Origin of the sequence: Helicobacter burdigaliensis, assembly GCF_003670295.1 — a bacterium.
Taxonomy (GTDB): domain Bacteria; phylum Campylobacterota; class Campylobacteria; order Campylobacterales; family Helicobacteraceae; genus Helicobacter_D; species Helicobacter_D burdigaliensis.
In genome coordinates this window covers 1-22672 of record NZ_QXJG01000020.1, presented here as the reverse complement: position 1 = coordinate 22672, position 22672 = coordinate 1, and the positions used below count along the sequence as shown (strand labels likewise).

Here is a 22672-nt window from a genome sequence, read left to right as displayed (position 1 = left end):
ATTTTGATTTATTAAAGTAGTAAAATCTTTTAAAACACTACATTTTAAAGCCTTTGTAAAAATATTTTGGAGTAAAATCGCAAATTTTAAGGAGTATTTTTGACTAATTTACAAAAGAATAAAATTTTTTGGCTAAATATTTTGATAGTTGTGAGTGTCGCTTTTAATCTAAGGGCGCCTATTACCTCTATTGGTCCTATGATTGAGGCTTTAAGGGTGCATTTTGATTTAAGCAGTGCAGAGGCGGGATTTTTAAACACGCTTCCTTTACTTGCTTTTGGGAGCATTTCTTTTATAGTGGCTCATTTTTCGCTTATTCGTGCAATGGGTGCTTGTTTAGTTTTGCTTTTAGTAGGAGAATTTTTGCGTCCCTTTGGGGTTTATGGCTTGTATATAGGGGCATTGCTTATAGGGATTGGGATTTCTATTGCAAATGTGCTTTTGCCTATTTTTATTAAAAGCAAATTTCCGCACAAAACTTCACAAATGATGGGTGTTTATAGCTTTTTATTAAGTTTTTCTTCTATCGTTGGGATTGCACTTTCTTTACCGCTTTTTAAAGCTTTTGGAGTTTCTTATGCTTTGTTGTTTTGGGCTTTGTTTGCTTTTTTGGCTTTAGTGATTTATAGTCCTTATCTTAAAAATGGTAGATTTTTTAGAATTAAACCAAAAGCACAAAATAATATCCATATTTTTAGAAGTCTCACCGCTTGGAAAATCACTCTTTTTATGGGGATTCAGAGTTTTATTGCTTATGCACTTTTTACTTGGTATGCACAAATCATCGCACAAAAGGGCTATGGAGAGGAATATGGGGCAAATATCGTGCTTTTAGCGCAATGTATAGGAATCCCTATCTCTTTAATAGCTCCTATTTTATTAGGAAGATTGAAGGAGAATTTTAGAGGGGTTTATATTTTAATGCTTTGTAGTTTGTATATAGTGGGTTTTACCCTTTTGCTCTTTTTTGATAGCAAAGTTATGCTAATTTTAAGTGCGATTCCTATTGGCATTGCATGGGCTGGAGTTTTTGGGATTGCTTTGCTTTTTATTTCTTTAAAAAGTTCTAGTGTGCAAGTGGCTGCTAAGCTTTCTTCTATGGCACAAGGGTTTGGCTATCTTTTAGCTTCTCTTTCGCCTTTTAGTATAGGATTTTTATACGATTGTTTTTCTAATTTTAATACTTCTATAATTCTTTTGATAATTGCAGGGATTTTAGTAACGATTATGGCTTATCTTAGCCTTAAAAGTAAGCCTATTTAACTTGCCCCAAAGGGCAAAGTTTTAAAAGAGTGATACAGCCAAAAATCCTAGTGCAACCGCAATCACAATTGCTAATACACCTGGAATAAAGAATGCATGGTTAAAGATAAACTTACCAATTCTTGTTGTTCCTGTATCATCCATTTGCACTGCACCTAAAAGCGTAGGATAAGTAGGAAGCACAAAAAGTGCAGAAACTGCAGCAAAACAAGCAACAAGCATATAAGAATCACCTGGATTTACAGCAGAAATTCCTAATGCTGATACAATAACTGGAGTGATTGCTTTTGCAGTGGCTGCTTGAGAGTATAAAAGCATACTTGCAAAGAAAAATGCTACTGCAAGCATTGCAGGAGTTTGTTTAACCCAATCACCTGCTATTTCTTTAATAGCAGCTTCATGTCCTGCAACAAATGTATTTCCAAGCCAAGCTACACCAAATACACATACACAAGCTGTCATACCGCTTTTAAATACGCTTGTATCAAGGATTTTAGCGGGTTCAACTTTACAAAACCAAGTAATCAAAAGTGCAGCTGTTAAAAGGAAACTCATAATAGCAGCATCTCTAGGGATAATCACAGGATCAATCCACTTAATATTGCTAGAAATTGCAGTTGCATAGAATACCACACAAAGCACAGTAACTAGGAAGATTCCAACAGATAGCTTAGCACCTGGCTTATCTTTTGCATTCAAAACTTCGCCTGGATCTTTTACAAGTCCTTTTGCTAATCTTTCTTGATAAACTGGATCTTTGCTTAAATCAAGTGGAGTGATAAGGCTAACAATAAAAGCTGTAACCATACAAGCAACAAAAGTCGTTACAATCCAAATACCAATAAGTGTAGGATAGTTCCACCCTAAAGGCTCTAAAACACCACTCATATAAACAACCGCAGCAGATACTGGAGAAGCTGTAATTCCAATTTGCGAAGAAACAACCATTAAAGAAAGTGGAGCAGATGGCTTAATGTTTTGAGATTTAGCAACATCTACAACCACTGGCATAAGTGAAAACACTGCATTTCCTGTCCCTGCAAAGATTGTTAAAAGCCAACCACAAGCTGGAGAAAGATAATTGATATATTTTGGATGTGCACGAAGTAGTTTTTCTGTAACTCTAACCATATAATCCAAACCGCCTGCTTGTTGCATTGCAGAGATTGCAGCAATAGCAGCAGCAATGATTAAAATAACATCCCAAGGAATATTACCTGGCTTCATTCCTAAAGCTAATCCTAAGATTACAACACCTATACCACCCGCATAACCAATGGCTATGCCTCCAAGGCGGATACCAATAAAAATGGCACCCAAAAATACAATAAGCTGTAAGATTAATTCTACTGTTTCCATATAACCCCCTTACTTAGCTTATGCTTTTCTTTTTTCTGTCATTTGAGGATTTAACATATTCTTAGGATCTAGAATTCTATCAATTTCCTCTTTTGGTAAATAGCCTCTAGCTAGACAAATTTCACCTACGGATTTACCTGTTTCTAGTGCTTCTTTAGCGATACTTGCTGATTTTTCATAACCAATTACTGGGTTAAATGCAGTAACAATACCGATAGAGTTTAACACAGATTGTTTGCAAGCTTCTGCATTTGCAGTTAAGTGCTTAATAGCTTTTTGTGCTAGAGTTTTCATAGCATTTTCTAAAACGATAATAGAATTAAAGAGTGCATAAGCAATTCCTGGTTCAAATGCGTTTAGCTCAAACTCTCCTCTTTCAGAGCAAAGCATAATCGTTACATCATTTCCGATTACTTCATAGCAAGCCTCACCCACAGCTTCGCAAATTACTGGATTTACTTTCCCTGGCATAATAGAGCTTCCTGGTTGCATTTTAGGAAGATTAATCTCGCCTAAACCACATCTGGGACCTGAATTCATAAGTCTTAAGTCATTTGCAATTTTTGAAAGTCTAACCGCTGCAGTTTTTAATGCACCACTCACTGCTACAAAATCTGCTGTATCTTGAGTAGCTGCAATTAAATCTTCTGCAGGTTTAAAATCTACACCTGTGATTTCTTTCATTCTTTTTTCTACAATCACTTTATAATCTGGGTGGCAGTTAATCCCTGTTCCAATTGCAGTAGCACCTAGATTTAATGTTTCCATTACATTTCTTGCGTATTTGATTTTTTCAATATCGCTTTTAATGTAGCTTGCAAAAGCATTAAAAGTATTGCCTAAAGTTGTAGGAACTGCATCTTCAAGCTCTGTTCTACCCATTTTAATAATATCTTTGTATTCTTTCGCTTTGATTAAAAGTTCATCTTTTAATTCTTCCATAGCTTTTAGCAAGTCACCTAATTTTGCATGTGTTGCTACTTTAATAGAGCTAGGATAAGTATCATTTGTTGATTGTCCTAGATTTGTATGATCGTTTGGATGAAGGTATTGGTATTCTCCTTTTTTATGACCCATACTTTCTAATGCAATATTAGTTAAAACTTCATTTACATTCATATTTGTTGAAGTTCCTGCTCCTCCTTGAATCATATCCACAACAAATTGATCGATAAATTCCCCTGCAATTAATCTATCGCAAGCCTTAACTAATGCATCAGCTTTATCAGCATCTAAAACACCTACTTCTTTGTTTGCTAGTGCAGCTGCTTTTTTAACTTGAGCAAAAGCTTTAATAAAGAAAGGATAGTCTTTTAATCTTCTACCACTCATATGAAAGTTTTCTAATGCTCTAAAAGTTTGCACCCCATAATACACTTCATCAGAAATTTCTAATTCACCAATGAAATCGTGTTCTTTTCTTGTTCCCATAGGACACTCCTTATTTTAAATTACATCAAAGCTCTATAAAGTTTTCATAGAAAATTTATTTAGAACTTCAATGTGACAATGTTACTCCTAAAAACATTATAATAATCTTAGGTTCTTTAATTAATAAATATATTTAATAGGACTATGATTTGTATTTAAGTATCCCTTTCTTAAATTCATAGAAAATTACAATGCCACTTACTAATGTTGCACATAAAATACCAAGGGGATAAGAATATAAAACACCCAAAAAGCCAAATATATTTGGAAGTATATTGACAAAAATCAAAGCAAATAACAAAGTGTAGGAAAAAGTAATAATAAGAGAACTAAAGGTTCTTTGAATGCTTTGAAAAAAGATAGCACTTACGATATTTATCCCAAAAAGTAAATAGCCTAAAAAATAGATTTTCATAGCTGCTTGAATTTCTGGTGCTAAATTAGGATCACGCATAGCAATATCTTCTTTTAAAAACCAAGGAATGATATAAGGGCTAAAAAAGTAAAAAATGCCATACAATGCTATACCACTCACTAAGCCAAAGAATAACCCAAATTTAAAAACATCTTTTACACGCATAAGTTGTTTTGCACCAAAATTAAAACTTGATATAGGTTGAATCCCTTGTGCGACTGATAGCAAAATGGTAAAAGGAATAATCCCAACATACATTAAAACACTATAAATAGATAAGCCTCTATCTCCTGCTATATTTCCTATAATGTGATTAAAAATCAGCATCATAATGCTTACACTAATCTCAGCGCTACTTTGAGGGATTCCATTTTTGGTTGCCATTAAAAGTGCATAAATATCAAAGGCTTTAATGAGATATAAATCGCCCTTCTTGCGTAAGAAATGTTGTAATAAAATTAACATACCTATTCCATGACCTAAAACTGTGGCTAAAGCACTTCCGCTAAGCCCCCATTCAAAAATAAAGATGAATAAATAATTTAAAATCACATTCATAATAGAGCCTACAATCATCGCAGCCATCGCTAAAATGGGTTGTCTATCATTGATTGCAAAAATATCTAACATAGGATGCAAAACAATAATAAAAGATCCTAAAAAGATTACATTAATGTATTCTTGCACTAAGGGTAGAAGATTAGCGCTTGCTCCAAGATAGAGGGCAATATTGTCGCTAAAATAATATAAAGTAATCCCTCCAATAATTCCGCTAATTGAAGCAAAGTAAAATACGGAGCTAAAAATGATTCTTGCGCGGTAGGGTTTGTTTTTACCCAAAAAATATCCGCTCATAGCAGCAGCACCCACACTAAATAGTAATTCAAAGGCTATTAAAATAGGAAAGATAGGCCAAGCAAGACCAATAGCCGCTAGTGCATCTTCTCCAAGCTTCTTGCCTACAAAAATCCCATCAATAGTTGAATAAGTAGAAAGAGCCAACATCGCAATAAGGGAAGGCAGAAAGTAAGAAAAAAATAGTTTTGGAAGAGGTGCAGATTTTAAATCTAATTTTTCCATAAATTTTCCTTATTTAATTTTTAGTTTATTAAAGTTTTTGCAAATGCAATAGAATCTTTTATATTTGGCTGTGGAGAAAGATAGATTTTAGCCATATCGCCTAAATTTGCTTTAGCAAACTCTAGCGTTGTTGTGCCAATACATACACATTGATAGCTAAAATCCCATTCAAAATTTTGTAAAAAAGCTTTGCAATAAGAGGGCGCACTAAAAAAAATTACAGAATTTTTAGCAGGTTTTAGTTTGCTTTTTTGAAAATTATCCAATTTTATAATGCAGGTTTCATACAAAATGCTTTCTTGCAGAGAAATTCCATAATTTTTTAGGGATTCTTTAATCTTAGAAGCTACCTCTTTGGCGCGAATAAAAAGAGGATTTTTGTGGATAAGATTTTTTTGTAATTCATCACAAAAGCCTTCTCCATAGCCACTTTTTCCTATAAAAAATGGAGTAATTCCAAGTTTTTGCAAGGCTTTGGCGCTCGCAGAACTAAGCACATAAGAAGGAATCTTAAGTGCATTTTTGTTTGCATTTTCTAGTGCTAAAATCGCATTTTTAGAGGTAAAGATTAAGCAATCACAAATTTGTAATTTTTGTTCTAACTTTGAATCTTTTAAAAAATGTGTTGCGACAAGCTCTAAAGGAATAGCATTTGCAAAGCTTTGTTGATTATTTTGGTTTGTGATATAATAGATTTTTTCCATAAGGTAGATTCTACCAAATTTTTAAAAGAAAGAACAAGATGTATATTAAAAATAAAAGTTTAGCTATTCCGCTAAAACCACAAGGATTAAAACCGCAAGATTTTATTGTGATTGATTTAAGAAGTCGTGGATATTTTCTAATAAGCCATATAAAAGATGCACTCAATATTGAAACCCTAAAAAGGATTCATTTTATCGCAGAAGAAAATAAGGATAAAAAAATCTTGCTTTATTGCCATAGCGGTGCAACAGCAGCTGACTTTGGTACACAATTAGTAGAGCAAGGGCATCAAAACATTTATTATTTAGATAGCAATTATTTTGATTTAGAGAAATACAAAGTTCCTATGGAGCACTCTTCTTAGGGATTTAATTTTTAAAAAGTAGTTTTTGTATAGGTTTTTGATAATTTTTTAGATTTGCGTTCTAATTTGTTTGTTCCAAATATCTGGTTGCTTTGGCAACAGATGGATGGCCTAGCTTGTATGTTTTGTGGCTAATGCTCCTTGTGAAATCTAAAATGGTTTACCAATAAGATTTTAGAATTTATAAGAGATTTTTTAAGAATTTAAGAAAGCAAAAATTGCATATAGTTTTTAATTTTGGTAAGTGGAATGTTATAATTTACTGCATAGGTATCGCGATGATAGAAGGAAGGCAGAGATTAAAAAATATAAGTAAAGTAGTGATAACTGCAAGTGGTGGAACACTGCGTGATGGTTCTAAGGAATTATCTTTATGGGTTTTTTAGATTGTTTTATCGCCAACACTCCTTGTAATAACAAGTGAGGAAGCCTTGTGTTACTGCGAGTAAATGCAAAGCATTTGCGTGCCAGTCTAAATCCCAAGATATTTTAATGTAATAAATATGTGATTCAAAATAAAATGCAAATTCTTTTTTCTTTTGTAAAACACCTCTCCCTCCTTACTCCTTAGGGCATAAAGCTCCCTTTGTGGAGGAGAGCCTCTCTTTTTGCTTCTAGCTTTTGTGCAAGTGTTGCGCCTCTATAATTCTTTTTTTTACACTTTAGTGCCATAAAGCAGGTTGAGAACTCTTAAGCTTTGTTTTAAAAATAGTGTTTCTTTTGTGTTGTTGCTTGTGGCAGTCTAAAATGGATTACCAGATTTTCTTATAAAATTTTGCAAAATCTCGTTTGAATTATCTCTGAAAAGGGTGTTGCTTATAAAAAAGTGAAATTTAACACAAGAAAACACAAATGGGTAATTTTATCGTATATAGAGATAGCTTGATTGAATGTTGTGTATTTCATTAGTTTTTAAGTTTTTCAAATACAGCTTTGAAAGCAGATTTTATGGTTTTTAGAGATTCTTTTTTATATAGAGCTTTGATGGGTTTTTGGTTTTAAATATTTTGTAAAATTACAAAAACAAATAAAACTAAAAAATTCAAGATGACTAAAGTTTAATGAGTTTTAAAAGAGTGGCGGAGCGGACGGGGCTCGAACCCGCGACCCCCTGCGTGACAGGCAGGTATTCTAACCAACTGAACTACCGCTCCATAAGTGGTGGTCGCTATAAGACTCGAACTTATGACATCCACCTTGTAAGGGTGGCGCTCTACCAACTGAGCTAAGCGACCATAAAAACATTGAAAGGATTTAATAAAAGTGGTGACTCCTAGGGGATTCGAACCCCTGTAGCCACCGTGAAAGGGTGGTATCCTAACCGTTAGATGAAGGAGCCACTTTTATTTTGAGTGGTGACCCGCGTTGGATTCGAACCAACGGCCCATTCCTTAAAAGGGAATTGCTCTACCGACTGAGCTAGCGGGTCGTTTAAAATCAAAAACGAGCTGAAATTATAGCCATTAAATTTTAAAAAGTCAATAGTTATTATAAAAAAGTTTCAAAAAAAGTAAAAATCCATAAATACAAGTCTTTTTTTGAATGCCATTTCTATCGCCTTTTAAGAAAACACGCTCAATGATACAATCCCCATTTTTATGCATAACGCCTATAAAAATTGTTCCTACTGGTTTTTGTGTGCTACCACCGCTTGGACCTGCTATCCCGCTTGTAGCTATGGCATAATCAGCCCCACTTAGTTTAAGTGCGCCTTGAAGCATCTCTTTTACCACTTCTTCGCTTACTGCACCAAAATTTTCTAAATTGCTAGAAGATACTTCAAGCCAAGCTTCTTTAATAGAGTTTGCATAGCTTATCACCCCTCCATCATATACCTCGCTTGCTCCCCCTTCTTTGGTTAGAAAATAAGCTAAAAGTCCTCCCGTGCAACTTTCTGCTGTTGTTATTTTGTTGTGAGATTTTCTTAAAATATTGATAATATCTTTGCCTAGATTTTTGGTAATAAAAATTTTAGATTGAAAAAAATATTGCACTTCATTGCAGAATTGTTCTAAGTTTTCGCCTTTTGCTAACAAGATTTCAATTCCTTCTCCTTGAAAATAAATTTCTAAAGGTATTTTGTAATTTGTAGCAATATTTTGCAAAAGTAGCATGGCACTTTGCACATCAAGCCCTAAAAGATATAATAAAATCTCCCCTTCTTTAGCACTCAATTCAAAAAGCTGATGATATTTTAAAGGTAAATTATTCATAATCCCTCCCTTTCTTAATGTATCTTTATCTAATAATATGGTAGGATAACTTAGCTATTTTAAAGCTTAGAAATTTTAATAAAAGTCTATTTTGGAGGAAAAGATGGGAAAAACATTAGTCGTTAGACCAGAAGATGAGAAGCCAGGAGAAGTCTATAATCAAAAGGGCAAGCTTAATAAAAAGTTCTATGAAAAAGAGATAGAGAAGCTACAAATTGAGCTTATTAAGCTACAAAATTGGGTAAAAAAATACCAAAAGAAAGTGATTGTTATCCTAGAAGGGCGTGATGCAGCAGGTAAAGGAGGCACAATCAAGGCTTTAAGAGAGCATTTAAATCCTAGAGGTGCTAGAGTTGTGGCCTTGCAAAAGCCAAGTGATGTGGAAAAAACGCAATGGTATTTTCAACGCTATATAGATGAGCTTCCAAATGGAGGAGAGATTGTATTTTTTGATAGAAGTTGGTATAACCGAGCTGGAGTAGAACGCGTGATGAATTTTTGCTCTAATGAGCAATATAAAGAATTTATTTTGCAAGTTTCGCATTTGGAGCAAATGTTGATTGAAAGTGGTTATATTTTGTTTAAATTTTTCTTAGATGTAGGAAGAGAAGAACAAAGAAAAAGGATTGAAAGTCGTAAAGATGAACCTCTAAAGCGTTGGAAGTTAAGTCCTATTGATGAGCTAAGCTTAAATTTGTGGGATGAATATACAGAAGCATTTGAGAAGATGTTTTCTCGCACACATACACCTTTTGCACCTTGGCTTATTGTGGATTCTAATGATAAAAAACGTGCTAGGATTAATCTAGCTAGAATCTTGCTTTCAAAGATTGACTATGAAGATAAAGATGCACAAAATGTTTGTCTTTTGGCAGATCCAGGGATTGTGAGCTATTATTCAAGTGTGAGGGCGTTTTCTAAAGAAGAAGAGAGTAGTGAAAAAAAGAAAAAGAAAAATAAAGACAAATAATGAAAGTGGATTTAGTAAAACATATAGGTTTTGAAAGGTTGCATACACAAGTGGGGGATAGTGCGATCGCTATAAAAGGGCTTTATGCTTTAAGAAAGCTTTATCCAAAGGCGAAATTATCTATAAATTTAGTTAATTTTACAATGTGTTAGGTATTTTGGAGTTTTAAAACGCATTATCCAAGCAAAAACTATAAAAGATTCCTCGCTCCCTTTTGATAAAAAGTGTAAAAATGCAAACTATGCCTATGAGGTGGGTAAGACTGCACTAAGATTAAAATACAAACCCTTAATTGTATTTGTCGTGCGTCTATTTAGAGTGGTTTTAAGGGTGAAGCCAAAAGATTTTTGATAAAACAAAAGAAGTTTTTGGGTTTTAAAAAAAAGATAAAACTAAGCTTTTTAGCAAAAAATTTTTCTAAATCTTTTTCTTTGGCAACAATAATAAATGCTAGACTTTGATTTATGCAAATATAGATTATTAATAGTTTTTTAAACTAGATTAAATCCTTGAATATTTTAATAAGTTTTAGCGGGTAACAATAAGAGAAAAACCCTTATTGAGTTTAATCGCTTATTGAAAAGCCATCAATAGCGTGGGATTGTAAGTATTCCCATATAAGTTTATCATCATGCTCTGTTGGCATTGCAAAGGCTTTCATAGTGCCATAAATTCCATCCCATTCTTGTATAGTATGTTCTTTGGGGGCGTGGGCTGCATGGCACATAGAGCAGTTATCATAGTAGATAAACTCACTTTTGCTCCAAACTTCATTTTCATTTTTGGTTAAATCTTTGGTATTGATAGCAATCTCCATTTGCTTTTGTGCTTTAGGTTCTTTTAGTAAAACAACAGCTAAAGATAGATTTTCATTGGCATAAAGATTTGCTTTATCATCTTCTTTTAAGAAGCCTTCTACTTTTAGGATTGTTTTATCACCTATCGTGCCTATTTCTTCTCCGCCAAATCCTTTTAGGATTGTGCCAATCTCACTTTTGCCATCTTTGGAATAAATTTTAGTGTTTTCTAGCACAAAGCGGTGGTTTAGCGATAGAGTTTCTTTTTTCTCTTCTGTGTTTTGTTGCTTTTCTAAAGTAAAGCAAGTATGGCAAGAATCTTCAGGGCTAAATTTAGCTACATTGTTGGTATTATCTTTTGTTTCTTTGAGATAAAAAAAGGCAATAATTGCTGCAAGGATAATGATTACAAAACTAAATCTTTTCATGTTATGCTCCTATAATCTTGGGTGCCAAAATAGATTTATAAGGTTTTAGCACTTCATCTTTACCAAGTTTTCTAATATTTACAAGACAAGTATTTACAGCCGTAGCTTGAGCCCATCTACTTGTTGGTCTAGAGCTTGTTAGCACATTGCATGCGCCTGCATTGCATCGCGGGATTGCATCATTTGTATTTTCTGGATCATACCATGCACCCTCTTGAATCTGCACCACACCTTCTCTTATTTTATCAGTTACAAAAGCTCCTGCTAATACTGCCCCTCTTTTGTTATACACTTCTATGACTTCGCCATGCTTTATTCCTAGCTTTTGTGCGTCATTTGTGTTAATGATTACTGGCTCACGCCCTTGAATCTTATACACATCTCTAACCCATCTCTAACCCAAGTATTATCTAACTGGCTATGCACTCTATATCTAGGGTGTGGGGTTAGAAGGTGGAAAGGATACTCGCTTGCTTCCTTGCTTCCAAGATATTCGCTAGGTTCAAACCAAGTTACGTGCCCTTTCATATCAGGCAATTTTGCTTCTGCAAACTTATCTACAAAAAATTGTATTTTTCCACTTTGTGTGGCTAGCTTATTACCCTCTGGGTCTGCTCTAAAGTCAGCATGGCGAACATACTCATAATCCCCACCTTCAAATTCTACAAATCCATCTTCCCAAAACTTATCAAACTCTTTAAAAATAGGACCATCAGAACTTGCATAAAATTTCTTAATCCACTCTTCATAGCTAAGTCCGCCAGTATATTGGTTGTATTTTTCTTCTCCACCGATTCTTTTAGCAAGCTCTGCAAAAATCGCAAAATCATCTCTGTGCTCATATGTAGGCTCTACAATCTTTTTCATGGCATAGATTACATTTCTTGAGTAGGTGCTTCCGCTTGTAATATCATCTCGCTCCATTGTGCAAGTGCTAGGGAATACTACATCGGCTATTTTTGCCATAGGCGTCCACCAAGGCTCATGCACCACCACCGTATCTACACTTCTAATGGCTCTTATTAGCTCATTTGTATTTGGGTGATGTCCTAAAAGCGTCGCTCCACAACAATAAATCATCTTAATTTCTGGGAATGTGATTATTTTGCCTTTAAAGTTGATTGATTTTCCTGGATTTAAAATACATTCACTCACTCTGCTTGCAGGGATTGAAAACTCCACCCTATTGCGTCCTTGTGAAAGTCCTGGAGTGGTTCTATATCCACTATTTGCTTGTCCTCCACCTGCATAATGCATAGAAAAGCCAATACCTCCACCTGCTGTGCCTATTTGTCCTATCATGCTTGCAAGATTAATTAAAGCCCAATCAGCTTGTTCGCCATGCTCTGCTCTTTGCATTGCCCAGTTTCCTGCTATAAATGTGCTTTGACTTACAAACAAATCGCACAATTCTTTGATTTTAGATTCTTCTACTTCTGTGATTTTTGAAGCCCACGCCACATCTTTAGGAATCCCATCGCTTTTGCCTAAAAGATAAGGCAAGAATTTATCAAAACCATCGGTATATTTTTCTACAAATTCTTTATCATATTTGCCTGTTGTGTATAGATAGTGCATCATACCTAAAGCTAGTGCAACATCGGTATTTGGGCGAATCTTAATCCACTCTGCTTCAAACATCTCTGCACTTTCATTATAATAAGGATCAATGCTAATAAACTTAATCCCAGCTTCTTTGTATTTTGGGTAATAAAGATCGTTTGCATGGTTTGGGACAACATAATCAATGCGGTTGCATTTAAACAAATCCGCTCCCCACATTACATACACTTTTGTGTTTTTAATGATTTGCTCGTGGGTGGTTTGTTGGGAATATACTTCTAAATCCCCTATAATATCATTATTTACACGCCCAGCAGCACCATTGCTATACTCTCCATCAGTGCCTACTGCACCCCCTAGAACGATATTAAAAAAGCGTCCAGTTACGATATTTGAGTTATGCAATCTCCCTACATGTCCCCAGCCACCATAAGCAGCATTGTAAATATTTTCTTTTGGAGTAGATTTGATTTTGTTAGCAACTAAATTTAATGCAGTATCCCAATCTACTCACAAAAGGCTCTTTACCTCGCAATTCTGGGGCATTTTTACCTTCTAAGAAGCTTTTTCTAACACAAGGATATTTCACTCTAGAATCTGAATAAAGCCTATCAATCATGGATTTTATCATCACGCTTGGATTTTTATCATGAGGGCTTGGCAATACATCTACAAATTTTCCATCTTTTACTTTGGCGATAAAGGGGCCAAAATGCGTAGCATGTGGAATATGTTTTATTTCATTAATAGCACCCACTGCACTAAGAGGAGAGGTGCTACCTACTAATGCCACAGAAGCAACTGCGGAAGTTTTTAATACATCGCGTCTTGAAAGCATTGTATCTCCTTTTATAAATCATATTTAATATTTAAGCATTATAGAACAAATAATTATATTTAATGCTAAAAATGAATAAAAAGGAATATATTATTTTTTATATGTATCAAAAAGAAAATATTTATAAAATAACTATTTTTAGGCTTAATTAGAATATTTTTATTTTTTTATAATTAGTAAAAGTTTATTTAAACTTTCTATATTTTTATGTTTAAGAAAAAAATTCAAAATATGCAGAATCTTGCAAGGAAGCTCATAGTATTAATAGAGATGTGGAGTAATTTAGAGAGATAATTTAGCTTAGAAAAATAGTGTTTATGAAGTTTTAGGTTAGTAAAGAGAACCTCTAAAAAAGAGAGTTTGTTTTATTTTATGCTTTTTAAGAAACCGATACCAAAAAATCGCTCTCCTAAAAGTGCAGGATCAATTAAAGTGCGGATTTTTGAGCTATGGTGCATAAAAGATTCTAAACCAAATGTATGAATATACCATTCCCCCACTTTATCCAGTCCAAAATCTACCAAGATTCTATTTTGCCTGCCAAAAAAGAGTTCTTTTGCACCTGCTTTTTTAAATTCTTCTTCCCAAAGTGAGAAATCCACATCATAGGTAATATCCCATTTTCCAAAGTTTTCTTTTAAATCAAAATTTTGCTCTTTTTCATTCTTAAAAAGGTTTTGCGTGCTGTGTTCTTTATAAAAACGCAAAGAAAATTCCCCCCTTTTTTGCTTGCTTCCATAATCAAAAGTTATAAAAAGCCATTCTTTAGCACAAGATTCTAGCTCTTTTACAAATTCACAAGCACCCACAGGAATTTCTCCTATGAAGTTAGAATCCAAATTTTCTTTGGGTAAAAATTGCAATGTAAAATCTTCTACAAAAGCCATTTTGCCCTTATAATAAAGCTCACAAGCAAAAGCATCTAAAAGCTCATTGCTAAGATAAATAATAAAATCAAATTTTTCTTCTTTGAGTTCTTTAAAGTTTTGAAAAACTCTTAAATTTGGCCCCTTGCAAACATTGCTAAAAGTTTCTTTTTGGGTTGTGTGTAGTTCTAGCAAAGGCTCTAAAGTGGCAAATTCCACATTTTTTAAGCCTGTTTTATGTTGCAGATAAAACGCCACATCACTTATGAGATTTCCCTTTTCTGCACCGATTTCTACAATGGCTAAGTGTTTGTTTGTATAATTTTGCAAAAATTCTAAAAGATAATTTGCAATGCTATAACCAAAAAACGCACTCACACTCACACTTGTATAAAAATCCCCCTTTTTCCCTACGCGTAAAGTTCTATAATAGCCATTTTCTCCATAAAGCCACTCTTGCATAAATTCGCTAAATTTTTGCATTTTCTAGCTCACTATTTAGCTCTTCTAGCTCTAAATATTGCATAATCTTTTCATCGCATAATGCTTTATTTTCTTCTAGCATTTGAGAGATTCTACTCAGTTCTTCTAGGCTTTTATCCCCTGCATAGAGTTTAGATTCTAGCTCTTTTATGGTGAGTTCTAGCGTATGGATTTCATCTGGCAAGGTTTCTAAAAGCCTTTTTTGGTGGTAGGAGAGTTTTGTTTTTGTTTTTATCTCTTTTGTTTTTGGGCTTTGCTTTTCTAGCTCACTTTCATAAATCGCATAGCTTTTTAGCTCTTTTTCTATCTCTAAATATTCGCTAAAGCTTTTATGACTCTCTTCAATCTCGCCATTGCCCCTAAAGACAAAAAGGCGTTTTGCGATTTTATCTACAAAATATCTATCATGGCTTACAAAAATAATTGCCCCCTCAAAGCTTTGCAAGTATTCTTCTAAAATGTTTATGGTTGGAATATCTAAGTCATTTGTGGGTTCATCTAAGATTAGGCAATCATATTCTTTAGTAAAAAGCAGTGCCAAAGCCACGCGATTTTTTTCTCCCCCACTTAGTGTGCCTATTTTTTTATCTAAAAATTCTTTTGGAAAAAGGAAATTTTTAAGATAGCCAAAAACATGCATATTTTTGCCCCTAACTTCTATTCTATCCCCACCAAAAGGACAAAAAGTCTCTAGTAAATCCTTAGAATCATCAAGCATTTTTCTGTGCTGATCAAAATAGCCGATTTTTATATCTCCTTTTTCTATTTTGCCACTTGTTATTTTTAGCTCCCCTAGCATCGCTTTTAGTAGGGTAGATTTTCCTGCGCCATTTTTGCCTACTATCGCGATTTTATCCCCTTGTAAGATTCTAGTGCTAAAAGAAGAGATGAGATTTCTTTTTTCAAAGCTTATGCTGACATTTTCTAGTTCAAAAAGCATTTTTTTGCGATTTACCCCCTCGCTTTGATTAAAATGCTTTCTTTCTCGCTCTAGCTCTAGGCTCATTTTGCGGATAAGTGAGGGGTTGTTTTTGGCCTCTTGCCTCATTTGCATAATGCGTTCTTTTCTGCCTTCATTTCTTTTTACCCTAGCTCTAACCCCGCGTGCTAGCCACTCTTCTTCTGCTTTTAGGTGTTTAAGCAACACTTCATGGCTTTTTGCTAAGCTTAAAAGTAAGGCTTCTTTAGATTTTAGATAGTCCCCATATCCTCCGCTAAATTGTCTAATGATTGTATCTTCTACTTCAATGATTCTTGTAGCGATTTTATCAATAAAATATCTATCATGGCTTATAAAAACTAAAGTCCAGCCCTTTTGAAGAAGCATTTCTTCTAAAAATTCTACCATTTCTACATCAAGGTGGTTTGTGGGCTCATCAAGAAGCAAAATATCGGGCTTTGAGAGCAAAAGACAAGCAAGTGCGACGCGTTTTTGTTCCCCTCCGCTTAGTAAATTTACATATGAATCTTCTAAGGCTTTGAGATTAAAAGTTACTAGAATTTGTTCTAATTTAGATTGAATATCCCAAGCATTGTGATGATCTATGAAGCTTGAAAGCTCTGCATGTTCTTTTAATAATGCTTTATCGCTAGGAGATTTTTGCAAAAGTAAAGCAATTTCTTCTAGTCTATTTTTGGCATTATTTATTTCTTCTAAGCTTTCTAAGATTGCTTCTTTTGTGGTTTGTCCCTCTTTAAAATCAGGCTTTTGCACCAAATGCTTTAGGCTTGGAGTTCCCTCTAAAACTCTTTGTCCCTCATCTGCTTCTATCATTCCTCCTAAAATCTTTAAAAGAGTGGATTTTCCTGCACCATTTTTACCGACAATAGCTACCCTCTCTCCCTCTTTAATATGTAAGGAAATATCTTTTAAAATAGGTTTATGATCGTATTGTTTAAAAATATTAATAAGTGCAATCATTTTATCCCTTTAGGCTCTTTTTTGATAAATAATAGTGCTAGTGCAACAACGCCAATAATTAGCGAGAGTAGTTGCCCTTGTGTAAAAAAGTTAAATGCAACAAATCCAAGTTCTATATCAGGTTCTCTAAAAAATTCTGCAATAAAGCGTGTAATAGAGTATAATAAGCCATAAAGCAAGCCTATTTGTCCGATAAATGTAGCTCTTTTTCTATACGCATATAAAATCACAAAAACTACAATTCCTTCCAAAAATGCTTCATAAAGTTGGCTTGGGTGGCGTAAAATCCCATCTACATAGATACCTATTTGGCTTGTAGTTTCTCTACCAACAAGCTCTTGATTTAAAAAGTTCCCAATACGCCCAAAAACATAGCCTAGAGGTATGCTAAGCCCTGCTAAATCCATAAAAAGCCAAAAATTTGCCTTTTTGATTTTAGCATAAAGCAAAGAAGCGATTAAAAATCCTATTACAGCCCCATGATAGCTCATTCCCCTAATGCCTACAAAATTTCCTTCTTTATCAAAAGGGTTAAAAATCTGCCAAGGATTTAACAAATAATAAGTGGTGTAGGGATCATAAAAGATAATATAGCCCAATCTTGCACCTAAAATCACACCAATTTCAACCCAAATAAAATAGCTATCAAGCTCTAAATTTGAAATGGGATAGGAATCTTTTTTGGCAATCCATTTTGCTGCCATTAAAGCAACCAAAAGTGCTAAAACATACATTATCCCATACCAATGCACCGCTATCCCAAAAAGATTAAAAGCAATAGGATCAAAATGACTATAAATCTCATTCCAAGTCTTCATAAGCTACCTTAAAAAACGAATGTAATCCTAGACGCAAAAAACTTTCATATAAATTCAAACTTCCTAAGGAAAAACTAAAAGAAAAACCATCGTATCTAGCAAGTTTTAAAAAAAGTCCCAAAATATAAAAATTAATTTCTCTTGCTGTGGGAATATAAAAATTAATTTCTTTTTGCTGTTTTTCTTTGTGCTTTAAAAGTAAGCGTTTTAGCTCAAAATAGTCTTCAAGCTCTTTAAGCTTTCCATGTAAAATATAAGAATTTTCATCTAGGGTTTCTAATCTCAAACTTTTTACCTTGTGTAAAAAATAAATTTAAACTAGGATTTTAACAAAAACTTACATTTTTTACTATGAGATTGGCAAAGTTTTATTTTATAATTTCAATATAATTATGGAATTATATTGTAAATATACAAGGATTTTATTGAAAAAGTTTGCTATTTTTGGTGCAAGTGGGCATGGCAGAGTGATTTTTGATTTAATTAAATCTAGTGGCGATGAGGTTAGTTATTGTATAGATGATGCACCACAAAATAAAAAGCTAGGAGAAATCCAAGCAATCTCAAGAGAAGAGTTTTTAAGCTTAAGGGATACTTCTATTTGTATTGCATTGGGAGTGGGGGATAATCTTTTGCGTAAAAATCTTTATGAATTTTTTACTAAAATGGGTTTTAGTTTGCCAAGCATTATTCATAAAAGTGCTATTATCTCTCCTAGTGCGACTATTGATGAGGCTTGTGTGGTAATGCCAAATGTAGTTGTAAATGCAAATGCACTTGTTAAAAAAGGTGCGATTTTAAATACCGCTTGTGTGCTAGAGCATGATTGCATTGTGGGGGAGTTTTCACATCTTTCGCCAAATTCTACTTTGTGTGGAGCGGTTAAAGTAGGGAATCTTAGCCATATTGGTGCAGGAGCTACGATTATACCTACTAAAAGCGTGGGTGATAATTGTGTAGTGGGTGCAGGAAGTGTAGTGATTAGCGATATAAAAAGAAATACAAAAATAGTAGGAAATCCAGCAAAAAAGGAGTTAAGATGAGTTTTAGAATCTTTTTATCCCCGCCACAAATGGGAAAAAATGAGCAAAAATATGTAGATGAGGCATTTAAGAGCAACTATATCGCACCTTTGGGAGAGTTTGTAAATAGATTCGAAAAAGATGCGATGAGTTATACAAAAGCTCACAACGCCTTAGCATTAAATAGCGGAACTTCTGCATTGCATTTAGCATTAAGAGTGAGTGGGATTAAAAGAGGGGATTATATTTTAGCATCTTCCTTTACTTTTATTGGTTCTATTGATGCGATACTTTATGAAGGTGCAATTCCAGTTTTTATTGATAGCGATGAGGATTGCTGGAATCTCTCTCCTAAGCTTTTAGAAGAAGCGTGCGAAAAGCTAAAAAAAGATGGAATGTCTCCAAAAGCTTTGATTGTTACGCATTTGTATGGACAATGTGCAAAGTTAGATGAAATTAGTGAAATTTGTAAAAAATATAATGTATTACTCATTGAAGATGCAGCAGAATCTCTAGGAGCATTTTATAAAGGCTCTCATACAGGGACAATAGGGGAGTTTGGTGCATTGTCCTTTAATGGTAATAAAATCATTACAACAAGTGGCGGGGGAATGCTTTTAGGTAAAAATGAAAGTCTTATGCAAAAGGCTAGATTTTATTCTACTCAAGCTAGGGAAAATTTGCCCTATTATGAGCATAAAGACTATGGATACAATTATAGGCTTAGCAATATAAGTGCAGCCATTGGTGTGGGGCAATTAGAAGAAATTGAATCTAAGGTGCAAAAAAGAAGAGAGATTTTTTCATGGTATGAAGAGATTTTGAAAGATTTAGAAGTAGAGTTTATGCCAGAGCTAAAGGATACGCGTGGTAATAGGTGGCTAACCACACTAAGCTTTAAAAATAGTAAAATCAATCCATTTAATCTAGTAGATTTTCTAGCAACAAAAGGTGTTGAAAGTCGTCCTTTATGGAAGCCTATGCACCTTCAGCCACTTTTTAAAGATAGTCTTAGCTTTGTAAATGGAGTGAGTGAGAATCTCTTTAAAAGCGGAATTTGTCTTCCAAGTGGTGGAGCATTGCAAAGAAGCGATATTGAAGAGATTTGCTCTTTTATTTTAGATTTTGTTAAAAGGGCTTAAGTGCTAAAATCAAGCTTATTCCGCCCAAGTAATACAAAAAGAATAATATTTTTTGTGCTTGTGGATATTTTGGTATCTTATTTTACTTTGTTATTATCTTATGATTTAAGGTTCTCTTTTCAAGTACCTTTGGAGTTTAGTAAAAATGTGATTTTTGCTTTTATTTCTTTGATAGCTTTAAAGGTTATAGCATTAAGTGTGTTTAAAATCTATCTTGTGCCATGGAGATTCTTTGGGCTTAGTGAAGCATTAAAACTTCTTTATGCACATTTAGTGAGTTATAGTATTTTTGGTATTTTGGTATTTTTTGGCTTGTTTGCGGATTTTCCGCTAAGTGTGGTAATTATAGATTTTGTAATTTCTTCTATTTTTATAGGAGCTATTCGAATCTCTAAGCGGACTTATTTAGAAAACTCTCCTAAAAACTCTCCAAAACCTGCTTTGATTTTTGGGGCAAATACACAAAGTGCAACGCTTATAAAAAGTGCGTTAAATGGTGAACTTCCCTTTTATCCTTTAGCAATTATTGATGAAGATATTAAAGAGCAGGGGAACTATATATCAAACTTAAAGGTCTATCCAAAAAGTGCCATTAAAGAACTAATGGAAAAACACAGCATTAAAAGCGTGATTTTGACTAAAAGCTATGCAAAGCCACCGCTAGAAAATCTTTTTAACGAGTTAAAGCAAATAGGAATCGAAGAGATAAAAATCGCCTCTATGCTAAAAGATGACGCACCGCTAGAAGACATTTCTATTGAAGATTTGCTCTCGCGTCCTAGTAAGGATTTGGATAAAGAGGTAATAGCCAATTTCATAAGTGGCAAAAAGGTGCTAATAACAGGTGCGGGTGGGAGCATAGGAAGCGAGATTGTAAGGCAGTGTGTGGGCTTTGGGGCTAAAAGAGTGATCTTAGTAGAGCATAGCGAATATAATCTCTATGCAATCACAGAAGAGCTAACAAAAAATAGCCCTTTAGGGAAGTTAAATGCCAATCAACCTTTGCGTCCTGTGATGCTTTCAATCCTAGAAAAAGAAAGATTGCAAAAGCTCCTAGATGAAGAAAAGCCCGATATTGTTGTGCATGCAGCAGCCTATAAGCATGTGCCACTTTGTGAATATAATCAAAAAAGTGCGATTGAAAATAACATCATCGGCTCTAAAAATGTAATTGATTGTGCGATTGGTGCAAAAGTACCAAAAATCGTGATTATCTCCACAGATAAAGCAGTGCGTCCTACAAATGTAATGGGTGCTACTAAACGTGTGGTGGAGCTTTATGCGCAAAATGTAGATTCTAAGCAAAGTGAGATTGTAGCAGTTAGGTTTGGAAATGTGCTTGGATCTTCAGGTTCTGTTGTGCCAAAGTTTAAAGCTCAAATCCAAAATGGAGGTCCCATAACCGTAACGCATCCGGATATTACAAGGTATTTTATGCTTATACCTGAAGCTTGTAGGCTAGTGCTTCAAGCGGCTTCTATTGCTAAGGGTGGAGAGATATTTATCCTTGATATGGGAGAGCCTGTAAAAATTGTGGATTTAGCTAAAAATATGCTAAGACTTTATGGCAAAGAAAATGAAATAGAAATAGTCTTTAGCGGACTAAGACCTGGCGAAAAGCTTTATGAAGAGCTATTAATAGGTGAGAGTGAGGGCAAGACAAAATATCCTTCAATTCAAGTAGCGCGCCCCACAGAATATGATATAGATAAGCTAAATAAAGATATTTTAGAACTTTTAGAATGTAAAGATAAAGTTTCTAAGCTAAAAGAAATCGTAGTGGAGTTTAATCACAATGCAGGATAAAAAAAATATTGCGATTATTATCTCTTCTCTTTCTATGGGAGGGGCTGAGAGGGTTGCTTCTTTTTTGGCAAATCATTTGCCTTTTAATATCACACTTATTTTGTGGAGCGATAAGAATCGTTTTTATGCGGTGAGTGAGAATGTAAAAGTATGTGTAATAGGACATAAAAGGGGAATTTTTGGCGGACTTGGTGCAAATTTTTCTAAAATTTTAGCTCTTGTTAGGATTTTTAAAGAACAAAAAATAGATTTAGCAATCAGTTGTATTCATCAAACAAACATTCTAAGCATTCTAGCTTCTAAAATCGCTAAAATCAAAGTCGTAGCCACAGAGCATAGCATTTATGAAAGCTTAGAAAAGCAAAAAGCATGGTTTTTCTTACGCAAAATCATCTATCCTTATACAGATTGCGTTACTACGCTCACAAGCAAGGATTTAAAAAACTACTCCTTTTTACAAAATGTATGCGTAATGCCAAATCCCATAAGTGTAGAAAAAGAAGAGCTAAAGGATTATAGTGCATATAAGCCCTATATTTTAAGTGCAGGGAGAATGATAGAAAGTAAGCATTTTGATGAGCTAATAGAAGCATTTGCTAAGTTTAGCAAAACACATCAAGAATACTCTCTTCTTTTGGCTGGAGAGGGGGCTTTAAAGGAGAGTTTAGAGCAAAAAGCAAAAGAGCTTGGAGCAAAAGTGGTGTTTTTAGGAAGGCAAGAAAATCTATATAGCCTTTATAAACAGGCAGAATTTTTTGCACTAAGCAGTCATAAAGAGGGGCTTAGTAATGTATTAATAGAAGCCTTAATGTGTGGGATTCCAGTGGTTAGCTATGATTGTCCTTATGGGCCTAGTGAGATTATAGAAAATGGTGTGAATGGGCTTTTGGTAAATCTTGGAGAAGTAGATGAGCTAAGTGAAGCTTTTTGCCAAATGATGATGCAAAAAGATAATTTTAAACAACAAGCACCAAAGATTAAAGAGCGTTTTAGCAAAGAAATAGTGCTAGAAAAATGGGAGAAGTTAATCTCTAAAATCCTTTAGCCTTATTTTAGGTTTTTAGCTTATTTTTCATGTTTTAAGTCTTATAAAAATAAATTTTTCATAAATAAAAAATAATAAATAAAAATTTAAAAAAACATATAATAAAATTTCAAAATAAAATTAAGTATTATTTATGTAAATAA

At 34.0% G+C, this 22672-nt stretch carries 19 protein-coding genes, 4 tRNA genes and 1 pseudogene; 9 read left to right on the top strand and 15 right to left on the bottom strand.

The window, feature by feature from the left end; all coding sequences use genetic code 11:
* Positions 1 to 99 precede the first annotated feature (99 nt).
* The gene (locus EBF09_RS07280; protein WP_121764458.1) at positions 100 to 1263 is read left to right on the top strand and encodes an MFS transporter; all 1164 of its coding nucleotides are present in this window, start codon (positions 100 to 102) and stop codon (positions 1261 to 1263) included.
* A 21-nt stretch (positions 1264 to 1284) separates the two neighbouring features.
* Here the strand turns inward: EBF09_RS07280 and EBF09_RS07275 are convergent, their stop codons facing one another.
* From EBF09_RS07275 to EBF09_RS07260, 4 genes are all read right to left on the bottom strand, one after another.
* Positions 1285 to 2622, bottom strand: coding sequence for an anaerobic C4-dicarboxylate transporter (locus EBF09_RS07275; protein WP_121764457.1), 1338 nt, complete (start codon positions 2620 to 2622; stop codon positions 1285 to 1287).
* A gap of 18 nt (positions 2623 to 2640) precedes the next feature.
* On the bottom strand, positions 2641 to 4053 hold the full coding sequence (locus EBF09_RS07270; RefSeq protein ID WP_121764456.1) for an aspartate ammonia-lyase: 1413 nt from the start codon (positions 4051 to 4053) through the stop codon (positions 2641 to 2643).
* Positions 4054 to 4195: 142 nt separating this feature from the next.
* Entirely contained in the window at positions 4196 to 5548 is a 1353-nt protein-coding gene (locus EBF09_RS07265) for an MATE family efflux transporter (RefSeq protein ID WP_121764455.1), read from the bottom strand.
* A 20-nt stretch (positions 5549 to 5568) separates the two neighbouring features.
* Positions 5569 to 6252: a uroporphyrinogen-III synthase gene (locus EBF09_RS07260; protein ID WP_121764454.1), complete on the bottom strand. Its 684-nt coding sequence runs from the start codon at positions 6250 to 6252 to the stop codon at positions 5569 to 5571.
* A 38-nt stretch (positions 6253 to 6290) separates the two neighbouring features.
* Between EBF09_RS07260 and EBF09_RS07255 the strand changes: the two genes are divergently transcribed.
* Both EBF09_RS07255 and EBF09_RS09230 read left to right on the top strand, forming a co-directional pair.
* Positions 6291 to 6617, top strand: a complete 327-nt coding sequence (locus tag EBF09_RS07255; protein ID WP_121764453.1) for a rhodanese-like domain-containing protein — start codon at positions 6291 to 6293, stop codon at positions 6615 to 6617.
* A 218-nt stretch (positions 6618 to 6835) separates the two neighbouring features.
* A complete protein-coding gene (locus EBF09_RS09230; RefSeq protein ID WP_198672561.1) occupies positions 6836 to 7003 on the top strand; it encodes a hypothetical protein in 168 nt (55 codons plus the stop codon).
* A 691-nt stretch (positions 7004 to 7694) separates the two neighbouring features.
* Here the strand turns inward: EBF09_RS09230 and EBF09_RS07250 are convergent.
* The 5 genes from EBF09_RS07250 to EBF09_RS07230 form a co-directional block, all read right to left on the bottom strand.
* Positions 7695 to 7771, bottom strand: a tRNA-Asp gene (locus tag EBF09_RS07250).
* Positions 7772 to 7776: 5 nt separating this feature from the next.
* Positions 7777 to 7852, bottom strand: a tRNA-Val gene (locus EBF09_RS07245).
* A 29-nt stretch (positions 7853 to 7881) separates the two neighbouring features.
* A tRNA-Glu gene (locus tag EBF09_RS07240) sits at positions 7882 to 7956 on the bottom strand.
* 14 nt (positions 7957 to 7970) lie between these two features.
* Positions 7971 to 8046: transfer RNA gene (locus tag EBF09_RS07235), tRNA-Lys, on the bottom strand.
* Between the two features lie 49 nt (positions 8047 to 8095).
* Positions 8096 to 8830: a CinA family protein gene (locus tag EBF09_RS07230; protein WP_121764452.1), complete on the bottom strand. Its 735-nt coding sequence runs from the start codon at positions 8828 to 8830 to the stop codon at positions 8096 to 8098.
* A 91-nt stretch (positions 8831 to 8921) separates the two neighbouring features.
* Here EBF09_RS07230 and ppk2 point away from each other — a divergent pair, with 91 nt between their 5' ends.
* Positions 8922 to 9800, top strand: coding sequence for a polyphosphate kinase 2 (ppk2, locus tag EBF09_RS07225; RefSeq protein ID WP_408609813.1), 879 nt, complete (start codon positions 8922 to 8924; stop codon positions 9798 to 9800).
* The gene (locus EBF09_RS09115; protein ID WP_157978187.1) at positions 9800 to 9952 is read left to right on the top strand and encodes a hypothetical protein; all 153 of its coding nucleotides are present in this window, start codon (positions 9800 to 9802) and stop codon (positions 9950 to 9952) included. The genes ppk2 and EBF09_RS09115 overlap by 1 nt, the downstream gene beginning before the upstream one ends.
* A gap of 413 nt (positions 9953 to 10365) precedes the next feature.
* Here the strand turns inward: EBF09_RS09115 and EBF09_RS07220 are convergent, their stop codons facing one another.
* The 6 genes and pseudogenes from EBF09_RS07220 to EBF09_RS07195 all read right to left on the bottom strand — a co-directional run bounded on the left by EBF09_RS07220 (position 10366) and on the right by EBF09_RS07195 (position 17800).
* The gene (locus tag EBF09_RS07220) at positions 10366 to 11025 is read right to left on the bottom strand and encodes a hypothetical protein (protein ID WP_232817691.1); all 660 of its coding nucleotides are present in this window, start codon (positions 11023 to 11025) and stop codon (positions 10366 to 10368) included.
* 1 nt (position 11026) lies between these two features.
* Positions 11027 to 13426 (bottom strand): annotated as a pseudogene (locus tag EBF09_RS07215) (molybdopterin-dependent oxidoreductase).
* 365 nt (positions 13427 to 13791) lie between these two features.
* Positions 13792 to 14775 carry an SAM-dependent methyltransferase gene (locus EBF09_RS07210; RefSeq protein WP_121764450.1) on the bottom strand — a complete coding sequence of 328 codons (984 nt, stop codon included), beginning with the start codon at positions 14773 to 14775 and terminating at the stop codon, positions 13792 to 13794.
* A complete protein-coding gene (gene abc-f, locus EBF09_RS07205) occupies positions 14762 to 16696 on the bottom strand; it encodes a ribosomal protection-like ABC-F family protein (protein WP_121764449.1) in 1935 nt (644 codons plus the stop codon). Before abc-f ends, EBF09_RS07210 begins: the two co-directional genes overlap by 14 nt.
* Positions 16693 to 17514 (bottom strand): prolipoprotein diacylglyceryl transferase, encoded by an 822-nt coding sequence (gene lgt / locus EBF09_RS07200; RefSeq protein ID WP_121764448.1) that lies wholly within the window; start codon positions 17512 to 17514, stop codon positions 16693 to 16695. The genes abc-f and lgt overlap by 4 nt, the downstream gene beginning before the upstream one ends.
* Complete coding sequence (locus EBF09_RS07195) at positions 17498 to 17800, bottom strand: hypothetical protein (protein ID WP_121764447.1); 303 nt, start codon at positions 17798 to 17800, stop codon at positions 17498 to 17500. The genes lgt and EBF09_RS07195 overlap by 17 nt, the downstream gene beginning before the upstream one ends.
* 139 nt (positions 17801 to 17939) lie before the next feature.
* Between EBF09_RS07195 and EBF09_RS07190 the strand changes: the two genes are divergently transcribed.
* Genes EBF09_RS07190 through EBF09_RS07175 form a run of 4 tightly spaced genes read left to right on the top strand, consistent with a single transcriptional unit; the run spans position 17940 to position 22529 of the window.
* Positions 17940 to 18557: an acetyltransferase gene (locus EBF09_RS07190; RefSeq protein WP_121764446.1), complete on the top strand. Its 618-nt coding sequence runs from the start codon at positions 17940 to 17942 to the stop codon at positions 18555 to 18557.
* Positions 18554 to 19678 (top strand): aminotransferase class I/II-fold pyridoxal phosphate-dependent enzyme, encoded by a 1125-nt coding sequence (locus EBF09_RS07185; RefSeq protein WP_121764445.1) that lies wholly within the window; start codon positions 18554 to 18556, stop codon positions 19676 to 19678. Before EBF09_RS07190 ends, EBF09_RS07185 begins: the two co-directional genes overlap by 4 nt.
* On the top strand, positions 19679 to 21484 hold the full coding sequence (pglF, locus tag EBF09_RS07180) for a UDP-N-acetylglucosamine 4,6-dehydratase (configuration-retaining) (protein ID WP_121764444.1): 1806 nt from the start codon (positions 19679 to 19681) through the stop codon (positions 21482 to 21484).
* Positions 21474 to 22529, top strand: coding sequence for a glycosyltransferase family 4 protein (locus EBF09_RS07175; protein WP_121764443.1), 1056 nt, complete (start codon positions 21474 to 21476; stop codon positions 22527 to 22529). Before pglF ends, EBF09_RS07175 begins: the two co-directional genes overlap by 11 nt.
* The last annotated feature ends 143 nt before the right edge of the window (positions 22530 to 22672 follow it).